The sequence below is a fragment of the Bradyrhizobium sp. USDA 4516 genome, from assembly GCF_054055915.1.
In genome coordinates this window covers 7036618-7055997 of sequence record NZ_JBSRXT010000001.1, presented here as the reverse complement: position 1 = coordinate 7055997, position 19380 = coordinate 7036618, and the positions used below count along the sequence as shown (strand labels likewise).

General features: G+C 64.7%; 18 protein-coding genes and 1 pseudogene. 15 read left to right on the top strand and 4 right to left on the bottom strand.

Features of this window, described 5'->3' with window-relative positions:
• The first annotated feature begins 198 nt into the window (after positions 1-198).
• Complete coding sequence (locus tag ACVI1L_RS32195) at positions 199-1452, top strand: class I SAM-dependent methyltransferase (protein WP_456784725.1); 1254 nt, start codon at positions 199-201, stop codon at positions 1450-1452.
• Positions 1453-1472: 20 nt separating this feature from the next.
• Here the strand turns inward: ACVI1L_RS32195 and ACVI1L_RS32190 are convergent, their stop codons facing one another.
• The gene (locus tag ACVI1L_RS32190; RefSeq protein WP_168856966.1) at positions 1473-1643 is read right to left on the bottom strand and encodes a hypothetical protein; all 171 of its coding nucleotides are present in this window, start codon (positions 1641-1643) and stop codon (positions 1473-1475) included.
• Between the two features lie 185 nt (positions 1644-1828).
• Here ACVI1L_RS32190 and ACVI1L_RS32185 point away from each other — a divergent pair, with 185 nt between their 5' ends.
• The 4 genes from ACVI1L_RS32185 (at position 1829) to ACVI1L_RS32170 (ending at position 5900) form a co-directional block, all read left to right on the top strand.
• Complete coding sequence (locus ACVI1L_RS32185; protein ID WP_256520498.1) at positions 1829-1951, top strand: hypothetical protein; 123 nt, start codon at positions 1829-1831, stop codon at positions 1949-1951.
• A 292-nt stretch (positions 1952-2243) separates the two neighbouring features.
• Entirely contained in the window at positions 2244-3746 is a 1503-nt protein-coding gene (locus ACVI1L_RS32180; protein ID WP_057019871.1) for a replicative DNA helicase, read from the top strand.
• A gap of 48 nt (positions 3747-3794) precedes the next feature.
• Positions 3795-5099, top strand: coding sequence for an alanine racemase (alr, locus tag ACVI1L_RS32175; protein ID WP_456784724.1), 1305 nt, complete (start codon positions 3795-3797; stop codon positions 5097-5099).
• 30 nt (positions 5100-5129) lie between these two features.
• Positions 5130-5900 carry an exodeoxyribonuclease III gene (locus ACVI1L_RS32170; protein ID WP_456785640.1) on the top strand — a complete coding sequence of 257 codons (771 nt, stop codon included), beginning with the start codon at positions 5130-5132 and terminating at the stop codon, positions 5898-5900.
• A gap of 63 nt (positions 5901-5963) precedes the next feature.
• Here the strand turns inward: ACVI1L_RS32170 and ACVI1L_RS32165 are convergent, their stop codons facing one another.
• Positions 5964-7208 carry an IS4 family transposase gene (locus ACVI1L_RS32165; RefSeq protein ID WP_229193590.1) on the bottom strand — a complete coding sequence of 415 codons (1245 nt, stop codon included), beginning with the start codon at positions 7206-7208 and terminating at the stop codon, positions 5964-5966.
• A gap of 445 nt (positions 7209-7653) precedes the next feature.
• Between ACVI1L_RS32165 and ACVI1L_RS32160 the strand changes: the two genes are divergently transcribed.
• From ACVI1L_RS32160 to ACVI1L_RS32120, 9 genes are all read left to right on the top strand, one after another.
• Positions 7654-8379 carry a sulfite exporter TauE/SafE family protein gene (locus ACVI1L_RS32160; protein ID WP_028335150.1) on the top strand — a complete coding sequence of 242 codons (726 nt, stop codon included), beginning with the start codon at positions 7654-7656 and terminating at the stop codon, positions 8377-8379.
• A 442-nt stretch (positions 8380-8821) separates the two neighbouring features.
• A complete protein-coding gene (locus ACVI1L_RS32155; RefSeq protein ID WP_057019868.1) occupies positions 8822-9109 on the top strand; it encodes a hypothetical protein in 288 nt (95 codons plus the stop codon).
• Positions 9110-9281: 172 nt separating this feature from the next.
• Positions 9282-9896: a hypothetical protein gene (locus ACVI1L_RS32150; RefSeq protein ID WP_456784723.1), complete on the top strand. Its 615-nt coding sequence runs from the start codon at positions 9282-9284 to the stop codon at positions 9894-9896.
• 96 nt (positions 9897-9992) lie between these two features.
• Positions 9993-11462, top strand: a complete 1470-nt coding sequence (gene radA, locus ACVI1L_RS32145; RefSeq protein WP_057019866.1) for a DNA repair protein RadA — start codon at positions 9993-9995, stop codon at positions 11460-11462.
• Between the two features lie 188 nt (positions 11463-11650).
• Complete coding sequence (locus ACVI1L_RS32140; RefSeq protein WP_026192677.1) at positions 11651-12286, top strand: CvpA family protein; 636 nt, start codon at positions 11651-11653, stop codon at positions 12284-12286.
• Between the two features lie 25 nt (positions 12287-12311).
• The gene (gene purF, locus ACVI1L_RS32135; RefSeq protein WP_430641119.1) at positions 12312-13862 is read left to right on the top strand and encodes an amidophosphoribosyltransferase; all 1551 of its coding nucleotides are present in this window, start codon (positions 12312-12314) and stop codon (positions 13860-13862) included.
• Positions 13863-14018: 156 nt separating this feature from the next.
• Positions 14019-14759, top strand: a complete 741-nt coding sequence (locus ACVI1L_RS32130) for an SDR family NAD(P)-dependent oxidoreductase (protein ID WP_057019864.1) — start codon at positions 14019-14021, stop codon at positions 14757-14759.
• A 193-nt stretch (positions 14760-14952) separates the two neighbouring features.
• Entirely contained in the window at positions 14953-16092 is a 1140-nt protein-coding gene (locus tag ACVI1L_RS32125) for a hypothetical protein (protein WP_456784722.1), read from the top strand.
• Positions 16093-16241: 149 nt separating this feature from the next.
• Positions 16242-17468: an ABC transporter substrate-binding protein gene (locus ACVI1L_RS32120; protein ID WP_076831917.1), complete on the top strand. Its 1227-nt coding sequence runs from the start codon at positions 16242-16244 to the stop codon at positions 17466-17468.
• Between the two features lie 124 nt (positions 17469-17592).
• On the opposite strand, the gene ACVI1L_RS32115 is transcribed toward ACVI1L_RS32120, so the two are convergent.
• Complete coding sequence (locus ACVI1L_RS32115) at positions 17593-18168, bottom strand: DUF2147 domain-containing protein (RefSeq protein WP_456784721.1); 576 nt, start codon at positions 18166-18168, stop codon at positions 17593-17595.
• Positions 18169-18219: 51 nt separating this feature from the next.
• Positions 18220-18884, bottom strand: a pseudogene (locus tag ACVI1L_RS32110) (DUF3313 domain-containing protein).
• A 236-nt stretch (positions 18885-19120) separates the two neighbouring features.
• On the opposite strand from ACVI1L_RS32110, the gene ACVI1L_RS32105 reads away from it, so the two are divergent.
• Complete coding sequence (locus tag ACVI1L_RS32105) at positions 19121-19357, top strand: nuclear transport factor 2 family protein (protein WP_256520504.1); 237 nt, start codon at positions 19121-19123, stop codon at positions 19355-19357.
• Positions 19358-19380: the final 23 nt, after the last annotated feature.

The following is a 19380-nucleotide window of genomic DNA, read 5'->3' as shown; positions in this document are numbered from 1 at the left end:
GTCACCTTTTAGCCGATTATCGCGCGAATGGAAGCGCGCCCATGACGCATCCACGCAATTGTCACATTTTGGAATATCGGCTTTGACCACAACGCTATAGCGCGATCTAATTCCCTGCCTATCTTGAGGTTGGGGACACATTGGAGTGATCAACTCCGGTGGTGTCGGTGTGCAGCTTGCCGTTCCGTTGGTGTTTCGATGGACCGATTGTTGCGATACTTCTTGGGGCGCTTCATCCGCCGCGGTTCGATCACGTTCACGACCGCGAGCGGCGCTCAGTTCATCTGCGGTGATGGCACGGGTGTACCGGTCGCCGTGCGCTTCATGACGCGAGGGGCGGAACTCCGCATCCTAGTCGATCCCGAACTTTATCTCGGCGAAGCCTTCATGGACGGCACGTTCGTGGTGGAGCAAGGCACCGTCGCCGACGTGCTGGCGGTCCTGATGGGTCAGGCAGCCATGCTGCCGAACTTTGCCAGGCTGCAGGCCTGGGTACGCTTCCTCGGACGCCGCGCCCAGCAGATCAATGTGCGCGGCCGATCCAGAAGCAACGTCGCCCGTCATTACGATCTCGACGGCCGCCTCTATTCCCTCTTCCTCGACGCGGACAAGCAATACAGCTGCGCCTATTTCGAGACGCCGGACGCGACGCTGGACGATGCCCAGCTCGCCAAGAAGCGTCACCTCGCCGCAAAACTCCTGATCAAGCCCGGGCACCGCATCCTCGATATCGGTTCCGGCTGGGGCGGCCTTGGGCTCTATCTCGCCGAGATGAGCGGCGCCGACGTCACCGGCGTCACGCTGTCGACCGAGCAGCTGCAAATTTCCAACGCCCGGGCGGCGGAGCGGAATCTGGCGCAATCGGCGCGCTTCCTGCTGCAGGACTATCGCGACATCCCCGGGCCGTTCGACCGCATCGTCTCGGTCGGCATGTTCGAGCATGTCGGGGTCGCCTACTATGAAACCTTCTTCGCGCGCTGCGCCGAACTGCTGAGCGACGACGGTGTCATGGTGCTGCACTCGATCGGCCGCTCGACCGGCCCCGACGTCACCAGCCCCTGGATCCGGAAATACATCTTCCCCGGCGGCTACATTCCGGCGCTGTCCGAGGTCATGCCGGCGATCGAGAAGGCCGGATTGCTGATCTGCGACATGGAGATCCTCCGCCTGCACTATGCCGAGACGCTGAAGGCATGGCGCGAGCGCTTCATGGCGCGGCGCGAGGAGGCCGTGCGGCTCTACGACGAGACCTTTGCCCGGATGTGGGAATTCTACCTGGCTGCGTCGGAGATGTCGTTCCGCGTGCAGAACATGATGAACTTCCAGCTCCAGCTCACCAAGCGCCAGGGCATCGTCCCGATAACCCGCGACTATATCGGCGGCGAAGAAGCCCGCCTGCGGCTGAAGGAGGCCGGCGCGACCAAGCCCCGGCTGCAACTCGCCGGCGAATAGGTCTGAAGGAACGGGTACTGCTAGTTGCGCAGGCTGTAGGCCGACCCGCAATGGCCAAAGGTCGGCGCCGGACGCGCCAGATGGGCCGCGGCGGCCGAAATCAAGCTGGCATCGCAGGGAACATTGCGAACCTCGGGACGCGCCGCCTGCTCCATCGCATCGACAAGCGCCGCCAGCCAGCGGCAATCCATGCCATCTGCCCGGCCAAGCCTTGATCGCGCTGTCTGAAACTCTCGAGCCATCGCCGCCGTATCTTGCCTGAGCGTAGACAACCTGGAATCCGCCGGGTCGTTCCCGCGAACCTGCCGCAAAAAAAAGTGCGGCGCATGTGATCTGCTTCACAGAGGTCTGTCCCGGACTGTCGTAGTGGTCCGGAATGACCCGAGAAACACACCAGACGATGTTGGACCCGCAGCGCGATATCGCGACTGACTACGCCCTGATCGCCACTGGCGTGGTGGCCGCCTTGATCGCGCTGGCCTTCCTCATCCTGGTCTGAGAAATCGACGCCAACAGCCGCCTCGCCTCTCCATGGGTCCGCTCGCCTGGCAAAAGGTTCAGGCGGCGTCCAATTTTTGCCAACGACCGTGCTGATCGGCCGGCTCCCGCCCGGTTTCGGACAAAACCCCAGTCAAGCGGAATGCATCCGGCTGTTTCGGATTCACACCTCGCGTTGTGTGAATCGTGCATAAGAAACATCCGTCCTTTCGCTTCGTGCCGGGCTGGCGCTTCATCGCCGCCCCACAGCCAAAAATCTCAGTAACGACGAAATCAGAAGAATAAGCTCGTCCATGGCCTTGATTGATTCGAACGTCCACAAGCTCGCGCCCGACGCCGCATCCCCGGCCTACCGAAGTGCGCCGCACAACATCGAAGCGGAACAGGGCCTGCTGGGCGCGATCCTGGTCAATAACGACGCCTTCTACCGGGTCTCCGATTTCCTGGAGCCGAAGCACTTCTTCGAAACCATCCATCAGCAAATCTATGAGACCGCCGGAAGCCTGATCCGGATGGGCAAGGTCGCGAACCCCGTGACCCTGAAGACGTTCCTGCCGGCCGAGCTCGACATCGGCGGCATGACGGTCGGCCAGTACCTCGCCCGGCTTGCCGCCGAAGCGACCACCATCATCAACGCGCAGGACTACGGACGCACCGTTTACGATCTCAGCCTGCGCCGCAACCTGATCCAGATCGGCGAGGACATCGTCAACGTCGCCTATGACGCGCCGGTCGACTTCGCGCCGCGCGCCCAGATCGAGGATGCCGAGCGGCAGCTCTACGGCCTTGCTGAAACCGGCCGCTATGACGGCGGCTTCCAGCGCTTCGCGCAGGCACTGACGATCGCCGTCGACATGGCGGCGAAGGCGTTCCAGCGCGACGGCAAGCTGTCGGGCATTTCGACCGGTCTGCGCGACCTCGACGCCAAGATGGGCGGCCTGCAGCCGTCCGACCTCATCATCCTCGCCGGCCGTCCCGGCATGGGCAAGACATCGCTCGCCACCAACATCGCCTACAACATCGCCAAGGCCTATGTGCCGGAAGTCCAGGCGGACGGCACCACCAAGGCAGTCAATGGCGGCTGTGTCGGCTTCTTCTCCTGCGAAATGAGCGGCGAACAGCTCGCCACCCGTATTCTCGCCGAGCGCACCGGCATCCCCTCGAGCTCGATCCGTCGCGGCGGCATCTCCGAGCTCGATTTCGAGAAGATCCGCGACTGTTCGATCGAGCTGCAATCGCTACCGTTCTACGTCGACGAAACCGGCGGTCTCTCGATCTCGCAGCTCACCGCGCGGGCGCGACGGCTCAAGCGCCAGAAGGGCCTCGACCTGATCGTGATCGACTATATCCAGCTGCTGCAGGGCTCGGGCAAACGCGGCAACGACAACCGCGTGCAGGAAATCACCGAGATCACCACCAACCTGAAGGCACTTGCCAAGGAACTGAACGTTCCGATCATCGCGCTGTCGCAGCTGTCGCGTCAGGTCGAAAACCGCGACGACAAGCGGCCGCAGCTGTCCGACCTGCGTGAATCCGGCTCGATCGAGCAGGACGCCGACGTCGTGATCTTCGTCTATCGCGAGGAATACTACCTCGCCAACAAGGAGCCGCGCGCGGGCACGCCGGAATATGAGAAGTGGCAGATGGACATGGACCTTGCCCACGGCAAGGCCGAAGTCATCATCGGCAAGCAGCGACACGGCCCGACCGGCACGGTCGATCTGCACTTCGAGGCCAGCGTCACGCGCTTCGGCGACCTCGCACCCGACGGTCAGGTTCCGGATCACGGCCACTGAGATCCGGACTCGGTTGAACGACGCAGGGCACCCGCGTACAACTGAGCCATGAACATCGTGACTGACGCGAAATCGCAGCTGACATCCGAGGCCAGTTTGCTGGCGGCCCACCCGACCGCCAGCGGTATCCTCACCATCGACCTCGACGCCATCATCGCCAACTGGCGCAAGCTCGAGAAGACCGCGGTGCCGGCCGAATGCGCCGCCGTGGTCAAGGCCAACGCCTATGGCTGCGGCGCCGAGCAGGTTGCGCGGGCGCTGGCCAAGGCCGGCTGCAAGACCTTCTTCGTCGCCAGCGTCGAGGAGGCCGCCGCGGTGCGCGCGGCCGCTCCCGAGGCGACGGTGTATTCGCTCGGCGGTTTTTTCCAGAACACCGGCGACGCCTACGCCAGGATCGACTGCAAGCCGGTGATCGGCGATCTCAACGAGCTCGCCGAATGGGACGTGTTCTGCCGCCGCTCCGGCTGGTCCGGCGGCGCCGGCATCCATATCGACACCGGCATGAACCGGCTGGGGCTCACGGTCAGCGAGGCACAGGGCATCATCCCGCGGATCAATGCCGGCGATCACGGCATCACGCTGGTCATGAGCCACCTCGCCTCCGCCGAATTGCTCAACAATCCCGCCAACGCCAAGCAGCTTGCGAGCTTCCGCGAGATCGCGAGCCTGTTCACTGGCGTGCCGGCCTCGCTGGCGAATTCTTCCGGCGTGTTTCTCGGCGCGCAATTCCAGTTCGAGATGGTGCGGCCGGGCTGCGCGCTCTATGGCGTCAATCCGACGCCGGAAGCCGACAACCCGATGCAGCAGGTGGTCGATCTCAAGGCGCGCGTCGTGCAGATCCGCAACATCGATCGCGGCGAGACCGTCGGCTATGGCGGCACCTGGACCGCGCGCCGGCCGACCCGGCTTGCGATCGTCGCCGCCGGCTATGCCGACGGCTATTTCCGCGCCGCCAGCGCCAATGACGGCACCCGCGGCGCCGAGGTCGTGGTCGCCGGCAAGCGCTGCCCGATCGCCGGCCGCGTCTCGATGGACCTGATCGCGGTCGATGTCACCGACCTCGACAAGAATGCCGTGCGGCGCGGCCACATGGTGACGCTGATCGGCGAAGGCATCACGGTCGACGAGGTCGCGCATCATTTCGGCACCATCGGCTACGAGGTGCTGACCAGCCTCGGCCGCCGCTTCGTGCGCATCTACAAGGGCGGCGATGCCGTCGCCGCGAGAAGCGACGCGGTCGCCGAGACGAGCGAGCCGGCTGCCACGCCCGCAGCACCGCCAGCCTTGCCAACAGCAGCGCCCGCTGCGCCGCCGCCACTGCCGGCCGCCGAGCCAACAGCGACGTCCACCTGACATGATCAAGGTTCGCGATTGCCGGTGCGCATGAAGATCGCGACCTTCAACATCAACAACGTCAACCGCCGCCTGCCCAACCTGTTGCGCTGGCTGAAATCAGCCAGGCCCGACATCGTCAGTCTGCAGGAGCTGAAGGCCAGCGACGCCGAGTTTCCCGCGGCCGCGATCGAGCAGGCCGGCTACGGCGCGGTGTGGCAGGGACAGAAGACCTGGAACGGCGTCGCCATCCTCGCGCGCAAGGCCGAGCCGGTGCTGATCCGCACCGCCCTGCCCGGCGGTGCCGGCGATCACGAAGCGCGCTACATCGAGGCCGCGGTGCGCGGCATCGTCGTCACCAGCCTCTATCTGCCGAACGGCAATCCGCAGCCCGGGCCGAAATTCGATTACAAGCTCGCCTGGTTCAAGCGGCTGCGCGCCCATGCCGCCAAGCTGCTCAAGCAGGACGTCCCGGTGGTGCTCGCCGGCGACTACAATGTCGCGCCGACGCCGTTCGACATCTACCCAACGCGGTCCTGGGACAAGGATGCGCTGATCCAGCCGAAGAGCCGCGCCGCCTTCAAGGCGCTGGTCGATCAGGGCTGGTGCGATGCGATCCGCGCCCTGCATCCGGACGCGCCGATGTTCACCTTCTGGGACTACAAGCGCCAGCGCTGGCCACGCGATGCAGGCCTGCGGCTCGATCATCTCCTGCTCAGCCCCGCAGTGGCGCCGCGCCTCGTGAAAGCCGGCGTCGACCGCGCCATCCGCGGCGAGGACGGCGCCAGCGATCACGCGCCGGCGTGGGTGGTGTTGAGGTGACGGGTTTGCGTGTCGCGCTCGCGCCACAATCACTCTGTCGTCCCTGCGAAAGCACTAGTGCATCTACACGTTTGTCGGGCCATTTGCGAGGATTTGGAAGCGGGCCATTCCGGTGTGGAAGGTGATTGGTCCAGGTGGACGGTGGGAGGCGTAGCCGGTCCATCCGCCGAGTTTTGCGATGATCCATGCCGCCCAAGCAAGGGTGTTGGGGCGATGGTGGTTTTTCTGAAGCTCGGTGCGACCTTTCATGGTTTTGTTGATGGCCCTGAGCGTCTCGATCTCTTCTGCGGTGAAGACAAATTCAGCCGGCAATTCTTCGCCACTGTTGCGGGCCTGAACGAGTTGAATGACGATACATGCCGCTCTGGTGGCGACCGCCACGAGCTTGATCAGGCCTTCGGCGCTCTCGATCTGACTATCCTCGATGCGCAAACCCTGGCTCTTCAGCGAGCGAAAGAGTTGCTCAATGATCCAGCGCTGGCGGTACCAGGAGACGATCTGCCAGGCGTCTTTAACGGTGGCGACCGGATGAGTGGTCAGGAGCAGCCAGCGAATGGGCTCCGCACCTCTCGGCGGATGCAACTCGACCACTTCTACGAAGCTGAGTTTGATGCCCTCCGCCAAGTCGGTGACGCCGGGCCTCTGCGGCCGCTTGAGCACGACGGTTCCGAAGCGCATCGAGAGATGGGCCTGCCGGCCGCGCCGATCCATTCGCTGCGGCAGATCGATCACCGCGTTGTCGCAGAAGCGGCTCCGCTCGACCGCCTGATAAAGTGTGTCGCCATCGACCAGCGCATGGTCGTGCATGGCACGCGACAGAAGATGGACATTCTCGGCTGGCGTCAGCGCCCAGTGAGCAAAGAAATCCCCCTCGCGGTCGTTGACGACGGTGATCATGCGGGCATCTGCCAGGACGTCGCGGCCTTGCTCGGCGGCCGTCACCCAGCGCGCCGACTCCTTGTCGGCCAAGGCGCGCCGCTCATGCGGGATTTTTACCTTGCCTTTGCGCGTCCAAACGTTGCCGCCAGTAAGGCCAAGACAGACCCCGCTGTCGGCATCCACCGCCATCATCGCATGCAACAGCACGCCGCGAGCATTGCCCTTGCCGACTTTGCCCAGCCCGCGCCGCCGTCCCGCCTGGGTCTGGAACTTGACCTCGCTCGTATCCTGGATCGCCAGCACATGACGCCCGCTGACCGCAGTCCGCGTCTGCGCGCTCCAGCCCTCAATCAATTTATCGATCGTGACTTGGGGGTTGTTCACAAACCGCCAGAACGCCATATTGGCAGCCCAATCGCCCCGGGCCATCTGGCGCAAGCAGACGCTGCGCGTGCAAAGCATAGCCCGGAGAAGCGTCGCCCCCTTTTGTCGAGACGAACGTCCCCGAACTCACCCAAAGACAAATCCGGCTGCATCGCTGGCGCTCCTTCGAATCAAAGCGCCAGTGAGAGAATCATACAACATGCTGCAGAGACGCCACTTCTTGCTGCACCGAGTCAATCTGTCGCGCCCCAAAACCGTGTAGACACGCTAGTGCGTTCGCAGGGACGACATAAAATGTGTTGCGCGGTCTATGAGTCATACCACCGCATTCTCGCGACATGATTTGTCCAAGTCTTGCTGCGCTGCGCACGATGGCGTGTCGATGGCTCGGCGGCGCCCTTGCGCCGTCTCGAACCATGAGGTCACACTGAGCCCCTCTCCCGGGACACGCATTCAGCATGGCTCGGGATCACCTCACCGGAGCGCGCAGGTGGGCTTTCTCTTCGTCCTCATCGTCGGCCTGGTCGCCGGCACCATTTCCGGCATCGTCGGCACCGGCTCGTCGATCATGCTAATGCCGGTGCTGGTCTATCAGTACGGGCCGAAGCAGGCGGTGCCGATCATGGCCGTCGCCGCCGTGATGGCCAATCTGTCGCGAATCCTCGCCTGGTGGCGCGAGGTCGACTGGCGTGCCTGCATCGCCTACTCGATCACCGGCATCCCGGCCGCCGCGCTCGGCGCGCGCACCCTGCTCGCGCTGCCCTCGCATGCGGTCGATATAGCGATCGGCGTATTCCTGATCGCGATGGTGCCGGTGCGGCACTGGCTGGCGCGGCACAGGCTGAAGGCCAATCTCTGGCATCTCGCAATCGGCGGTGCGCTCATCGGCTACCTCACCGGCATCGTGGCCTCGACCGGCCCGCTCAGCGTGCCGCTGTTCCTGTTCTACGGTCTCAGCAAGGGCGCGTTCCTCGCCACCGAGGCGGCGAGCTCGCTCGGGCTCTATGTCAGCAAGTCGGTGACGTTCGAGCGCTTCGGCGCACTGACGCCGGACATCGCACTGAAGGGCCTGATCGCCGGCGCCTCGCTGATGGCCGGCGCCTTCATCGCCAAGCGCTTCGTGCTGCAGCTGAAGCCGGAGTCGTTCCGCCTGATCATGGACGGCATCATGCTGGCGGCGGGCACGGCGCTATTGTGGTCTGCAATGACGCAGTAAAATTCCGACATCGACCAGGCCCTGGGCAAACGGATTTCACCGTGACGAACACCAACATCCTCCCGATGGTGTCGTAATTCTACGGGGCTTTGCGCATCGGGTGGCGCGTACCCCGAAAGAGTTTTGTTGAGCGCTCACCTTCCGTTGTTATCCGGATTGCCATCGTCCGGCCGCTGCGTTTATGACAATCTCATTACTTGCACTTGATCGTTTGCGGAAAAGAACTTTGCTCCAGCAGGCATCACAGGGTTGATCGACGACCCGGATGCGAGTCCCGAGAGTTCAGGCGACACGAGTTCAGCGAAACATGGCGTGCAGATCGGGCGCAGAGCCCGGCGCCTGATGTCGCCGATGTCGGCCTGACGAATGCGGGATCGCAAGTCGAAGCATTGGGAGTCGCGGGTCGTCAAAGCCCACGACAGGCGGGAAAGGCAGGCGCGCGATGCGCAAGATGATGATCACGACTGCGGCGATTGTGACGTTCGCCGTTGCCGGCTCGGCGTTCTGGCCGACGGCAAGGCCCGATGTCGCGCAGTTCGGAGACAGCGTCTACGAGACGATCTGGGTCTGGCGCATTCCGGCCTACGCCAACAATCCGTCGTGGCGGGTTCGCTGGAGCTGGAGCGATCCGTTGCGCGCGCAGGCGAGATGCTGCCGCGCTCTGCCGACGAGTCTGACGCCGCGCGAGAATCCGCCGCTGCTGCTGTCGAGGCGGGACATCCACGTTTGACCGCGCGTACAAACGAGAGCAGTTCCCTTGCGCGAAGCGCATTTGATTCAAATTCGCGCTGTAGTTGAACTTACTTTTTATCCTTAACCAGAAACCTGATCTTTGATTTACATCTGCAAGATGCGGTTTACCTTGTCTCCGCGAGCACAGCGGATTCAGGGACAACAACAATATGCGCCAACCAAGCTTCACCCTGTGGTTGACCGTTGTTCTGGCGACGCAGGGTTTGAGCGTCGCGGCAGACGAGACAAGACCGGGCCAACCGGGTGCCGTTGCCGCCGCTGACCGCGTTGCATGTTCCCTGCAGCCGAAAAGTGAGGAACCGTCCGATCCGTCGTCGACCTCGGCAATTCCCCACGCCGAAAAATTCGTCGCGCGGGAACATTTCAAGGAGGACATCGCCTCGAGCGCGCCGGTCAGGATTTCCTGGTTGGGCGCGACCTTCGCGCAGCGCTTCACGAACAAGATCGAGGACGATAGCGGCGGCGCATCGTTGCAGACCTTCGTCCTGAGCGCCGTCTCGAGCGACAAGGAGATCCTCGCCAAACTGGGGCAGAGCCACGAGAGCAGGCTGGCCGACGTCTGGTGCGCGTTGAGGCGACAGCCCAGCGGCAGCAACGGCCCGCTGGAGGTCAACGCCAAGCCGAACGTGTTTTACGTCCGCGACAGCGCCGGAGAGCTTGGCGCCGTCGACGTGCTGTGGGGCGGCGTCGGCTGGGAAATCGGCGCAAGTCCGGTCGGCGACAAGCCGCGCTGGCCGGGCGGAACGCGGGTGTTCTCGCGCTGAGCCGGCCCCGCCATCTGGCACTCCGTCTTCGATGGATCGCGCGCGGCGGCCGAACCGTGTTATGCATCGTGCTCGATAGCGCGACTCACCTGCTCCATGGCCAAATCCACCCTCTCCTTCGTCTGCCAGAACTGCGGCGCGGCGTATAATCGCTGGCAGGGCAAGTGCGATTCCTGCGGCGAGTGGAACACGCTGGCCGAGGAGGACACCACGGGCTCGGTGCCGGTCTCGATCCGCAGCAAGCGCAAGGGGCGGACGTTTGCGCTGGAATCGCTGTCCGGCAAGACCCAGGACGCGCCGCGGCTGTCGTCCGGGATGGCCGAGCTCGACCGCGTCACCGGCGGCGGCTTCGTCCGCGGCTCGGTGCTTTTGGTCGGCGGCGATCCCGGCATCGGGAAATCCACGCTGCTGACCCAGGCGACCAGCATGATGGCGCGCGCCGGCCACCGCGCGGTCTATATCTCCGGCGAAGAGGCGGTCGCCCAGGTGCGGCTGCGCGCCGAACGGCTCGGGCTCGCGGACGCGCCGGTGCAGCTGGCTTCGGAAACCTCGGTCGAGGACATCGTCGCGACGCTGTCGGAAGGCGCGGTGCCGCGCCTGATCGTGATCGACTCGATCCAGACCATGTGGACCGACACGGTGGAATCCGCGCCCGGCACGGTGACCCAGGTCCGCGCCTCGGCGCAGGCCCTCATTCGTTTTGCCAAGAAGACGGGTGCCGCGATCATCCTGGTCGGCCATGTGACAAAGGACGGCCAGATCGCCGGTCCCCGCGTGGTCGAGCACATGGTCGATGCGGTGCTGTCGTTCGAGGGCGAAGGCTCGCAGCAGTTCCGCATTCTGCGCTCGGTGAAGAACCGTTTTGGCGCGACCGACGAGATCGGCGTATTCGAGATGACCGGCCTCGGCCTGCGCGAGGTCACCAACCCCTCGGAATTGTTCCTCTCCGAGCGCGAGCTCGGCAGTCCCGGCACGGCGGTGTTCGCCGGCATCGAGGGCACCCGTCCGGTCCTGGTCGAGTTGCAGGCGCTGGTGGCGCCGACCTCGCTCGGCACGCCGCGCCGCGCCGTGGTCGGCTGGGACCCGAGCCGGCTGTCGATGGTGCTCGCGGTGCTCGAAGCGCATTGCGGCGTCAAATTGTCCGGACATGACGTCTATCTCAACGTCGCCGGCGGCCTGCGCATCCAGGAACCGGCCGCGGACCTTGCCGCGGCGGCCGCGCTGGTCTCATCGCTGGTGAACGCGCCGCTGCCGACGGATGCGGTCTATTTCGGCGAGATTTCGCTATCGGGCGCGATCCGCCCGGTGGCGCAGACCCCGGCCCGGCTCAAGGAGGCCCTCAAGCTCGGCTTCGCCCGCGCCATCCTGCCCGAATCGGCCCGCGGCGAGAGCGGCGGCGATTCAGGGCTCACCCTCAACAGCGTCGGCAACCTCACCACGCTGGTCGCCGAAATTGCGGCACGCGGAACGCCCCGGGGCGGCCGGCGCGACCAGGACGGCTCCGGAGGCCCTGATGCGGCTGAGAAAAATGCCACACCGGCCCGATTCCGTCGCGAGACCAGCTAAAGCGGGCGTGACGTATCAACCCCCCGCCGCTATACATCCGCCGCGCGGGACAGGTGGCGCTCTGGCCTTGCCGGATGCCCCCAATGCGCCTCAGTTAGGACGGCACCGACTTCGCCGATTCGCGAGAGCACTTAGCAGCGTAAGCCCTTAACAGCGTACCGAAACGTACCAGCGGACCTGACCAGCCGATGCCCATAACGATACTTGATCTCGTCCTGCTCGGCGTGATGCTGATTTCGGGCCTGCTCGCGATGGTGCGCGGCTTCATGCGCGAGATCCTGTCGATCGCGGCCTGGGGCGCCGCCGCGCTGGTCACGCTGTATGCGTTTTCGAAGCTTCTGCCGACCGCCAAGACCTACTTCAACAACGACACGGTCGCGGCCGTGGTCGTGGTGGCCGGCGTCTTCATCGGCACGCTGATCGTGGTCTCGATCGTCACGGTGCGGATCTCGGACATGATCCTGGATTCCCGGATCGGCGCGCTCGACCGCACCCTCGGCTTCCTGTTCGGGCTCGCCCGCGGCCTCCTGATCGTGGTCGTGGCGTTCATGTTCTTCACCTGGCTGGTTCCGGACAAGCAGCGGCCCGATTGGGTGACCGGGGCAAAGTCCCGCGTGGTGCTGCAGGGAACCGGGGATTGGCTGATGTCGCTCTTGCCTGACGACCCCGAGAACACCATCTTAAAGAAGTTCAAGAAGAATAAGCCAGACGACGATTCTGCGGCCGATACCAATGATCAGGCGACGCCGGCGTCGGGTGATGGCTATAGCAAACCTGCGCGTGACAGCTTGAAGAAGCTGATCGAGAAACCCGCGGGCCGATAAACTATTTGGGCCCTTACGAGAGGCGATGAACGAGATGCAGACCCCTTCGGATCATACCGACCAAATGGATCTCGACCTCGGCCCGATCGAACTGCAAGACGACCCTAAAAACGACCCTCTCAGATACCACCCCGACCTCGATGGCGACACGCTCCGCGAGGAATGCGGCGTGTTCGGCATCTTCGGCCATCCCGAGGCCGCCGCGATCACCGCACTCGGCCTGCACGCCCTGCAACACCGCGGCCAGGAAGCCGCCGGCATCGTCTCCTTCGACGGCAGCCGCTTCCACAGTGAACGCCGCCTCGGCCTGGTCGGCGACGCCTTCTCACGCCGCGAGGTGATCGAGCGCCTGCCGGGCAACGCCGCGGTCGGCCATGTCCGCTACTCCACCACCGGCGGCACCATCCTGCGCAACGTGCAGCCGCTGTTCGCCGAGCTCAGCGCCGGTGGGTTTGCAGTCGGCCACAACGGCAACCTCACCAATGGCCTGACCCTGCGCCGCGAGCTGGTCAAGGGCGGCGCCATGATGCAGTCGACCACCGACACCGAGGTGATCCTGCATCTCGTGGCGCAGTCCAAGCGCACCCGCTTCATCGACCGCTTCATCGAGGCGCTGCGCACCATTGAGGGCGCCTATGCGCTGGTCGCGCTGACCAACAAGAAACTGGTCGGCGCGCGCGACCCGCTCGGCATCCGCCCGCTGGTGCTCGGCGATCTCGACGGCTGTCCGATCCTGACCTCGGAGACCTGCGCGCTCGACATGATCGGCGCGAAATACGTCCGCGACATCGAGCCCGGCGAGATCATCGTGTTCGACGAGCGAGGGGCTCACAGCCACAAGCCGTTCCCGCCGAAGCCGGCCCGGCCCTGCATCTTCGAATACATCTATTTCGCGCGCCCGGACTCGATCGTCGGCGGCCGTTCGGTCTACGACGTGCGCAAGGCATTTGGCGCCCAGCTGGCGCGCGAGAGCCATCCCGAGGTCGACGTCGTGGTGCCGGTGCCGGATTCCGGCGTGCCCGCCGCGGTCGGCTACAGCCAGTATTCCGGCGTGCCGTTCGAGCTCGGCATCATCCGCAACCACTATGTCGGCCGCACCTTCATCCAGCCGACCCAGAGCGTGCGCGAGCTCGGCGTGCGCATGAAGCATTCGGCCAACCGCGCCGCGATCGAAGGCAAGCGCATCATCCTGATCGACGACAGTCTGGTTCGCGGCACCACCTCGAAGAAGATCGTGCGCATGATGCGCGATGCGGGCGCCCGCGAGGTGCATTTCCGCCTCGCCTCGCCGCCGATCCTCTATCCCGACTATTACGGCATCGACCTGCCGGACCGCGGCGGCCTGCTCGCCGCGACCCATTCGCTCGAGGAGATGCGCGACATCATCGGCGCCGACTCGCTCGCCTTCCTGTCGATCGACGGCATGTACCGCGCGATGGGCCATGAGGGGCGCGACCCGGCAAATCCGAGATTCGCCGACCATTGCTTCACCGGCGCCTACCCGACACACCTCACCGACCAGAGCGAAACCGAGGCCCCGCCGCGCCAGCTCTCGCTGCTGGCGGAGGCGAGCTAGCCACATCCGCGCTGTCGTCCCTGCGAAAGCAGGGACCCATAACCACCGGCCTATCTGGCTGGGCAGCGTTAGACACAAGCACCGTTTTCCATTACCGCCGTCACGGCGTATGGGTCCCTGCTTTCGCAGGGACGACGATTTGTTAGAGTCCCTTCCATGACAAAACCCCTCGCCTCCCGTATCGCCCTCGTGACCGGCGCCTCGCGCGGCATCGGCCATGCGACCGCGGTCGCACTGGCCAAGGCCGGCGCGCATGTCGTGGCGGTGGCGCGCACGCAAGGCGGGCTGGAAGAGCTCGACGACGAGATCCGCACGGCCGGCGGCAGCGCCACCCTGGTGCCGCTCTCGCTCACCGATTACGACGGCATCGCGCGGCTCGGCCTTGCGCTGCATGAGCGCCACGGCAAGCTCGATATCCTGGTCGGCAATGCCGGCACCGCAGGGCCGTCGTCGCCGCTCGGCCATATCGAGCTGAAGCCATGGAACGACGTGTTCGCGATCAACGTCACCGCCAATTTCCAGCTGATCCGCTGCATGGACCCGCTGCTGCGGCAATCCGACGCCGGCCGCGCGGTGTTCGTGACGTCGGGCGTGGCCCACAAGGCCAACGCCTATCTCGGCCCCTATGCGGCCTCGAAGGCCGCGCTGGAGGCACTGGTGCGCTCCTGGGCCAACGAGACCGCCAACACAAAGCTCCGCGTCAACCTGTTCAGCCCCGGCCCGATCCGCACCCGGATGCGCGCGCAGGTGTTTCCCGGCGAAGACCCGATGACGCTGGATACGCCCGACATGGCCGCCGAATTCATCGTGCCGATGTGTTCGCCCGCATGGACCGAGACCGGCAAGCTCTACGACTACAAGGCGCGCACGCTGCGCAGCTTCCAGCCGCCGGCGTGAGCGCGGCTCTCTCTCCCGTAGCCCGGATGGAGCGAAGCGCAATCCGGGATAATCTCTACGCGGAGAAACCGGCCCCGGATTTCGCTTCGCTCCATCCGGGCTACGCACCTCCTTGCGATTGACTCGCTCGCGTCCCCACGATTGACTGCCCTTCCCAGCGGGACGCCCGCCAAGAAAAATTTCGGGAGGCAACATGACGCCGACGTTCAATCGCGCGCGCTCCATTCTGTCCGGATTGTTTCTCTCCGCCTGCATCGCATCATCAGCCCTCTTCGCTACACCAACCCCCGCGAAAGCCGGCGACATCCCGACCTTCACCGTGGATGCATCATGGCCAAAGCCGCTGCCGAACAACTGGATCCTCGGCCAGGTCGGCGGCATCACGGTGGATTGGCAGGGCCACATCTGGGTGATCCACCGGCCGCGCTCGCTGACCGACGACGAGAAGGGCGCGAGCCTCAATCCGCCGCGCTCGAAATGCTGCGTCTCGGCGCCGCCGGTGCTCGAATTCGACGCTGACGGCAATCTACTGCGGTCCTGGGGCGGTCCGGGTGACGGCTATGAGTGGGTTGGCCGCGAGCACGGCATCGAGGTCGACGAGCGCGGCTTCGTCTGGATCGGCGGCAACGCCGACAATGACAATGCGATCCTCAAGTTCACCCTCGACGGCAAGTTCGTCGCGCAGATCGGCTCGATCGCACCGAGCAAGGGCAGCAACGACACCACCCAGCTCGGCAAGCCCGCCGAGACCGCGATCGACAAGGAGGCCAACGAGATCTACGTCGCCGACGGTTACGGCAACCGGCGCGTCATCGTGTTCGATGCCACCACCGGCGCCTACAAGCGGCACTGGGGCGCCTATGGCAACAAGCCCGATGATGCCAAGCAGCCGCCCTACGATCCGAAGGCGCAGGTCGCGCAGCAGTTCGGCAATCCCGTGCACTGCGTGAAGATCGCCGATGACGGACTGGTCTATGTCTGCGACCGCATCAACAACCGCATCCAGGTGTTCAGGAAGGACGGCAGCTTCGTGAAGGAGTTCTTCTTCGAGAAGAGCACGCTCGGCAACGGCGCGGTGTGGGACATCGCGCTGTGGCCCGATCCCAAGCAGACCTACCTGCTCTCCGCCGACGGCGAGAACAACGAGATCCGCATCATCAGGCGTGACGACGGCGCGGTGGTCGGCAGCTTCGGCCGCAACGGCCGCAACGCCGGGCAGTTCCACTGGGTGCACGCGCTCGCCGTCGACGCCAGGGGCAACGTCTATACCGCCGAGGTCGACACCGGAAAGCGGATCCAGAAATTCAAGCTGACCTCCGACGCGCTCAAGTAAGGGTTTCACCGGATGACGCTTCGACGCAGGCCCACCCGGCTTTAGGCGGATTGCCGCCTCCCCCCGGAAAGGGTAAGCGGGAACCTGAGCGACCGGCAAAAAGGCTCCGCAAGAGGGCTGCCCGGGCTTTAGACAGTGGAGGGAATTTCATGACAATGACGTTTGCGCGGCGCTGCGCCGCGCTTCTTGCTTGCGCCGCACTCGGCCTTTCAACTTCTGCGTTCGCGCAGGACAAGACCGTCAAGATCGGCGTGCTCAACGATATGTCGAGCCTCTATGCCGACATCGGCGGCCCGAACTCCGTGGTCGCGATCAAGATGGCCGTGGAGGATTCCGGCCTGCTCAAGAAGGGCTGGAAGATCGACGTCCTCAGTGGCGACCACCAGAACAAGCCCGACGTCGGCGTCAACATCGCTCGGCAATGGGTCGACAACGAGAAGGTCGATGCGATCGCCGACACGCCGAACTCCGGCGTGGCGCTTGCGGTCAACAATCTCGTCAAGGAAAAGAACATCGTCCTGCTGAATTCGGGCGCGGCGACCGCCGACCTCACCGGCAAGGCCTGCACGCCGAACACGATTTCATATACCTACGACACCTACATGCTGGCCAACGGCACCGGCAAGGCCCTGACGAAGGCCGGCGGCGACACCTGGTTCTTCCTGACGGCCGACTATGCATTCGGCCACGCGCTTGAGCGTGACACCACCGCGGTCGTCAACGCCAATGGCGGCAAGGTGCTCGGAAGCGTCAAGCATCCGATCAACACCGCCGATTTCTCGTCGTTCCTGCTGCAGGCACAATCGTCCAAGGCCAAGGTGGTCGGCCTCGCCAATGCCGGCGGCGACACCACCAACGCGATCAAGCAGGCGGCCGAATTCGGCATCGTTTCCGGCGGCCAAAAGCTCGCGGCGCTGCTGCTGTTCATCAACGACGTGCATTCGCTCGGGTTGAAGACCGCGCAAGGCCTGACGTTCACGGAATCCTTCTATTGGGACATGAACGATCAGACCCGCGCCTGGTCGAAGCGGTTCGCCGCCCTCGCCAGCAAGAACGCGATGCCGTCGATGACCCAGGCCGGCAACTACGCGATGGTGCTGCACTATCTCAAGGCGATGGAAGCGCTTGGCGGCAATCCGCATGACGGCGCCAAGGTCGTCGCCAAGATGAAGGAATTGCCGACCGACGATCCGCTGTTCGGCAAGGGCCCGCTGCGCGCCGACGGCCGGCGCCTGATTCCGGCCTATCTGTTCGAGGTGAAGAAGCCCGAAGAGTCCAAATATCCCTGGGACTATTACAAGCTGATCGCCACGATCGCGCCGGAAGACGCCGCAAAGCCGCTTGAGGCCAGCGACTGTCCGCTGCTGAAGAAGTGACCGCGTAGCGGTCATTCCGGGGCGCGCAACGCGCGAACCTCAGATGCGCAATTGCGCATCGGGGAATCTCGAGATTCCGGGGTTCGATGCTGCGCATCGCCCCGGAATGACTTTTTGCACCTTCTTACTTCGCCGCCGACTTCGCCTTGACGGGCGGCGGCAGCGATGCCCATTCCCTGTCGGCGCGCGGGCCGCCGACGTCGCCGGTCAGGCCGACGAGCTGGCCCGGCTGCACGTCCAGCGTCTGCGTCCAGGTCTGGGTCTGGGTCTGGCACATCAGCTTGAGCAGGCATCCCTTGAGCTTCAGCCGGTCGGACTTGTCGCGCCACAGCGAGACCGCATAGGACTTGCCGTCCTCGGCGTTGTAGATGTCGCCGTCGAACCTGCCCTCCGGCGTCAGCTTCAATCCGAGGATCAGCTGATGGCCGAGCAGCGCACGCGTCCGCTTGTCGGGTTCGGGATTGAAGCTGTCGCGGAGCGGCTGGCCGTGTGAATCGAGCGGATCCTTCATCCACACGATGAAGCCGCAGATGCGGTCATGCGCAGGGCCGCAGCGCTCGAGGCGGATGCGTGCGCGGCCGTCTTCGGTCAGCCAGGTGCCGCTGGGATCGGCTGGGGCAATCGTCTCGGCGCGGCCGGTCGAGCTCATCAGCAAGGCAGCGACGAGGCTGCGCAGAAACATGCGAACCAGAAAGTTCATGGTAAAGGACCTTTCAGCGTCGGGATGGTTTGCGGACGCGCGCGGCGCGCGTCACTTCAATTGCGCCATGAAAGCATCGGCACCCTTGTCGATGCCGGCGGTGGCCGCGGCGAGATCGCCGACGCTGGCCTTGATGTCGTAGGCGTTGGGATATTGCTTGCTGACATAGGCGCCGAGCAGCCGCGAGGTCGAGCTGTCGAACATCTCGACGGCATAGATGACGGAGCCGGTCATCGTGCCCTCGCCGTCGCGCGCGGCCTGCACGCCGTTGTAGACCGCGCCCGCCACAGATCGAAACGCGACAGCGTGCCGAGCACCGGCGTGTTGGCGACCGCGCCGGTCAGCGTCAGCCGCAGGCGGAACGTGTTCGGCCCGCGCGTGTTCACCAGCGTGAAGCGGCCGCGCAGCTTGTCGGCGAAGCGGGTCTGCATGTAGGCGGCGAGCGTCTGCTTGTCCTTCTCGGACACGTCGCCGAACTGATGATCCGCGCCGCGATAGATCACGACCGGATCGATCATCACCTTGTTGTAGCTCCACCAGTCGACCGGCGGCGCATAGCGATACGGCACACGCCCCGAAGAATCGGACGTGTCCGGCGTCATGTAGGCCGACGATGCCACATCCGAATGGGCCACCGGCGTGACGGCGGCACATCCTCCCGCGAGGACGCAAAGCGCCATCGCTCCCAGACCGCGCGCGGCGATCGAGCTCTCCATTCCAATCTCCTCATCCGACCTGGGCGGAAAAGCAGCTCGGCCGCAGCCGCGTCCGGGGCTGAAAGTACGGCTGCGGCCGTCACTGGTCTGACTCGCCGTCGCGGCACCGCCAGACCTTGGCGCTCATCGACGCCTGGACGGACGCCGTCCGCCGACCCGACTATCGCGGCATCTTCGCCCATCACGATCAGGACATCGTGATGTTCGACGTTCCGCCGCCATTGTAGTCACGCGGATTGGATGAATACCGGAAGACGTGGGACTTGTTCTTCAGGTATCACCGCCCATCCTACGCCTTCGATGTCGAGGAGATCGCGATCACGGCCGGCGATGATGTGGCCTTCGCGGTCGCGGTGATGCGGTGCGGGCCACCTGATGCCACGTTCCAGTTCAGGCTGACGATCGGATTGCGCAAGGTCGACGGCGAGTGGCGCGTCACGCACGAGCACCATTCGGTGCCGGCGACGGAATAGAGCGTCTCGTGGTGGATCCGTCG

What these genes read in the sequence shown, in the direction of transcription:
- ACVI1L_RS32185 (WP_256520498.1), top strand. Translation starts at nt 1,829, where the DNA reads ATGACCCGAGAAACACACCAGACGATGTTGGACCCGCAGCGCGATATC.
- ACVI1L_RS32180 (WP_057019871.1), top strand. Translation starts at nt 2,244, where the DNA reads ATGGCCTTGATTGATTCGAACGTCCACAAGCTCGCGCCCGACGCCGCA.
- alr (WP_456784724.1), top strand. Translation starts at nt 3,795, where the DNA reads ATGAACATCGTGACTGACGCGAAATCGCAGCTGACATCCGAGGCCAGT.
- ACVI1L_RS32195 (WP_456784725.1), top strand. Translation starts at nt 199, where the DNA reads ATGGACCGATTGTTGCGATACTTCTTGGGGCGCTTCATCCGCCGCGGT.
- ACVI1L_RS32155 (WP_057019868.1), top strand. Translation starts at nt 8,822, where the DNA reads ATGCGCAAGATGATGATCACGACTGCGGCGATTGTGACGTTCGCCGTT.
- ACVI1L_RS32130 (WP_057019864.1), top strand. Translation starts at nt 14,019, where the DNA reads ATGACAAAACCCCTCGCCTCCCGTATCGCCCTCGTGACCGGCGCCTCG.
- radA (WP_057019866.1), top strand. Translation starts at nt 9,993, where the DNA reads ATGGCCAAATCCACCCTCTCCTTCGTCTGCCAGAACTGCGGCGCGGCG.
- ACVI1L_RS32115 (WP_456784721.1), bottom strand. Translation starts at nt 18,168, where the DNA reads ATGAACTTTCTGGTTCGCATGTTTCTGCGCAGCCTCGTCGCTGCCTTG.
- ACVI1L_RS32165 (WP_229193590.1), bottom strand. Translation starts at nt 7,208, where the DNA reads ATGGCCCGGGGCGATTGGGCTGCCAATATGGCGTTCTGGCGGTTTGTG.
- ACVI1L_RS32140 (WP_026192677.1), top strand. Translation starts at nt 11,651, where the DNA reads ATGCCCATAACGATACTTGATCTCGTCCTGCTCGGCGTGATGCTGATT.
- ACVI1L_RS32120 (WP_076831917.1), top strand. Translation starts at nt 16,242, where the DNA reads ATGACAATGACGTTTGCGCGGCGCTGCGCCGCGCTTCTTGCTTGCGCC.
- ACVI1L_RS32170 (WP_456785640.1), top strand. Translation starts at nt 5,130, where the DNA reads ATGAAGATCGCGACCTTCAACATCAACAACGTCAACCGCCGCCTGCCC.
- ACVI1L_RS32190 (WP_168856966.1), bottom strand. Translation starts at nt 1,643, where the DNA reads ATGGATTGCCGCTGGCTGGCGGCGCTTGTCGATGCGATGGAGCAGGCG.
- ACVI1L_RS32150 (WP_456784723.1), top strand. Translation starts at nt 9,282, where the DNA reads ATGCGCCAACCAAGCTTCACCCTGTGGTTGACCGTTGTTCTGGCGACG.
- ACVI1L_RS32125 (WP_456784722.1), top strand. Translation starts at nt 14,953, where the DNA reads ATGACGCCGACGTTCAATCGCGCGCGCTCCATTCTGTCCGGATTGTTT.
- purF (WP_430641119.1), top strand. Translation starts at nt 12,312, where the DNA reads ATGAACGAGATGCAGACCCCTTCGGATCATACCGACCAAATGGATCTC.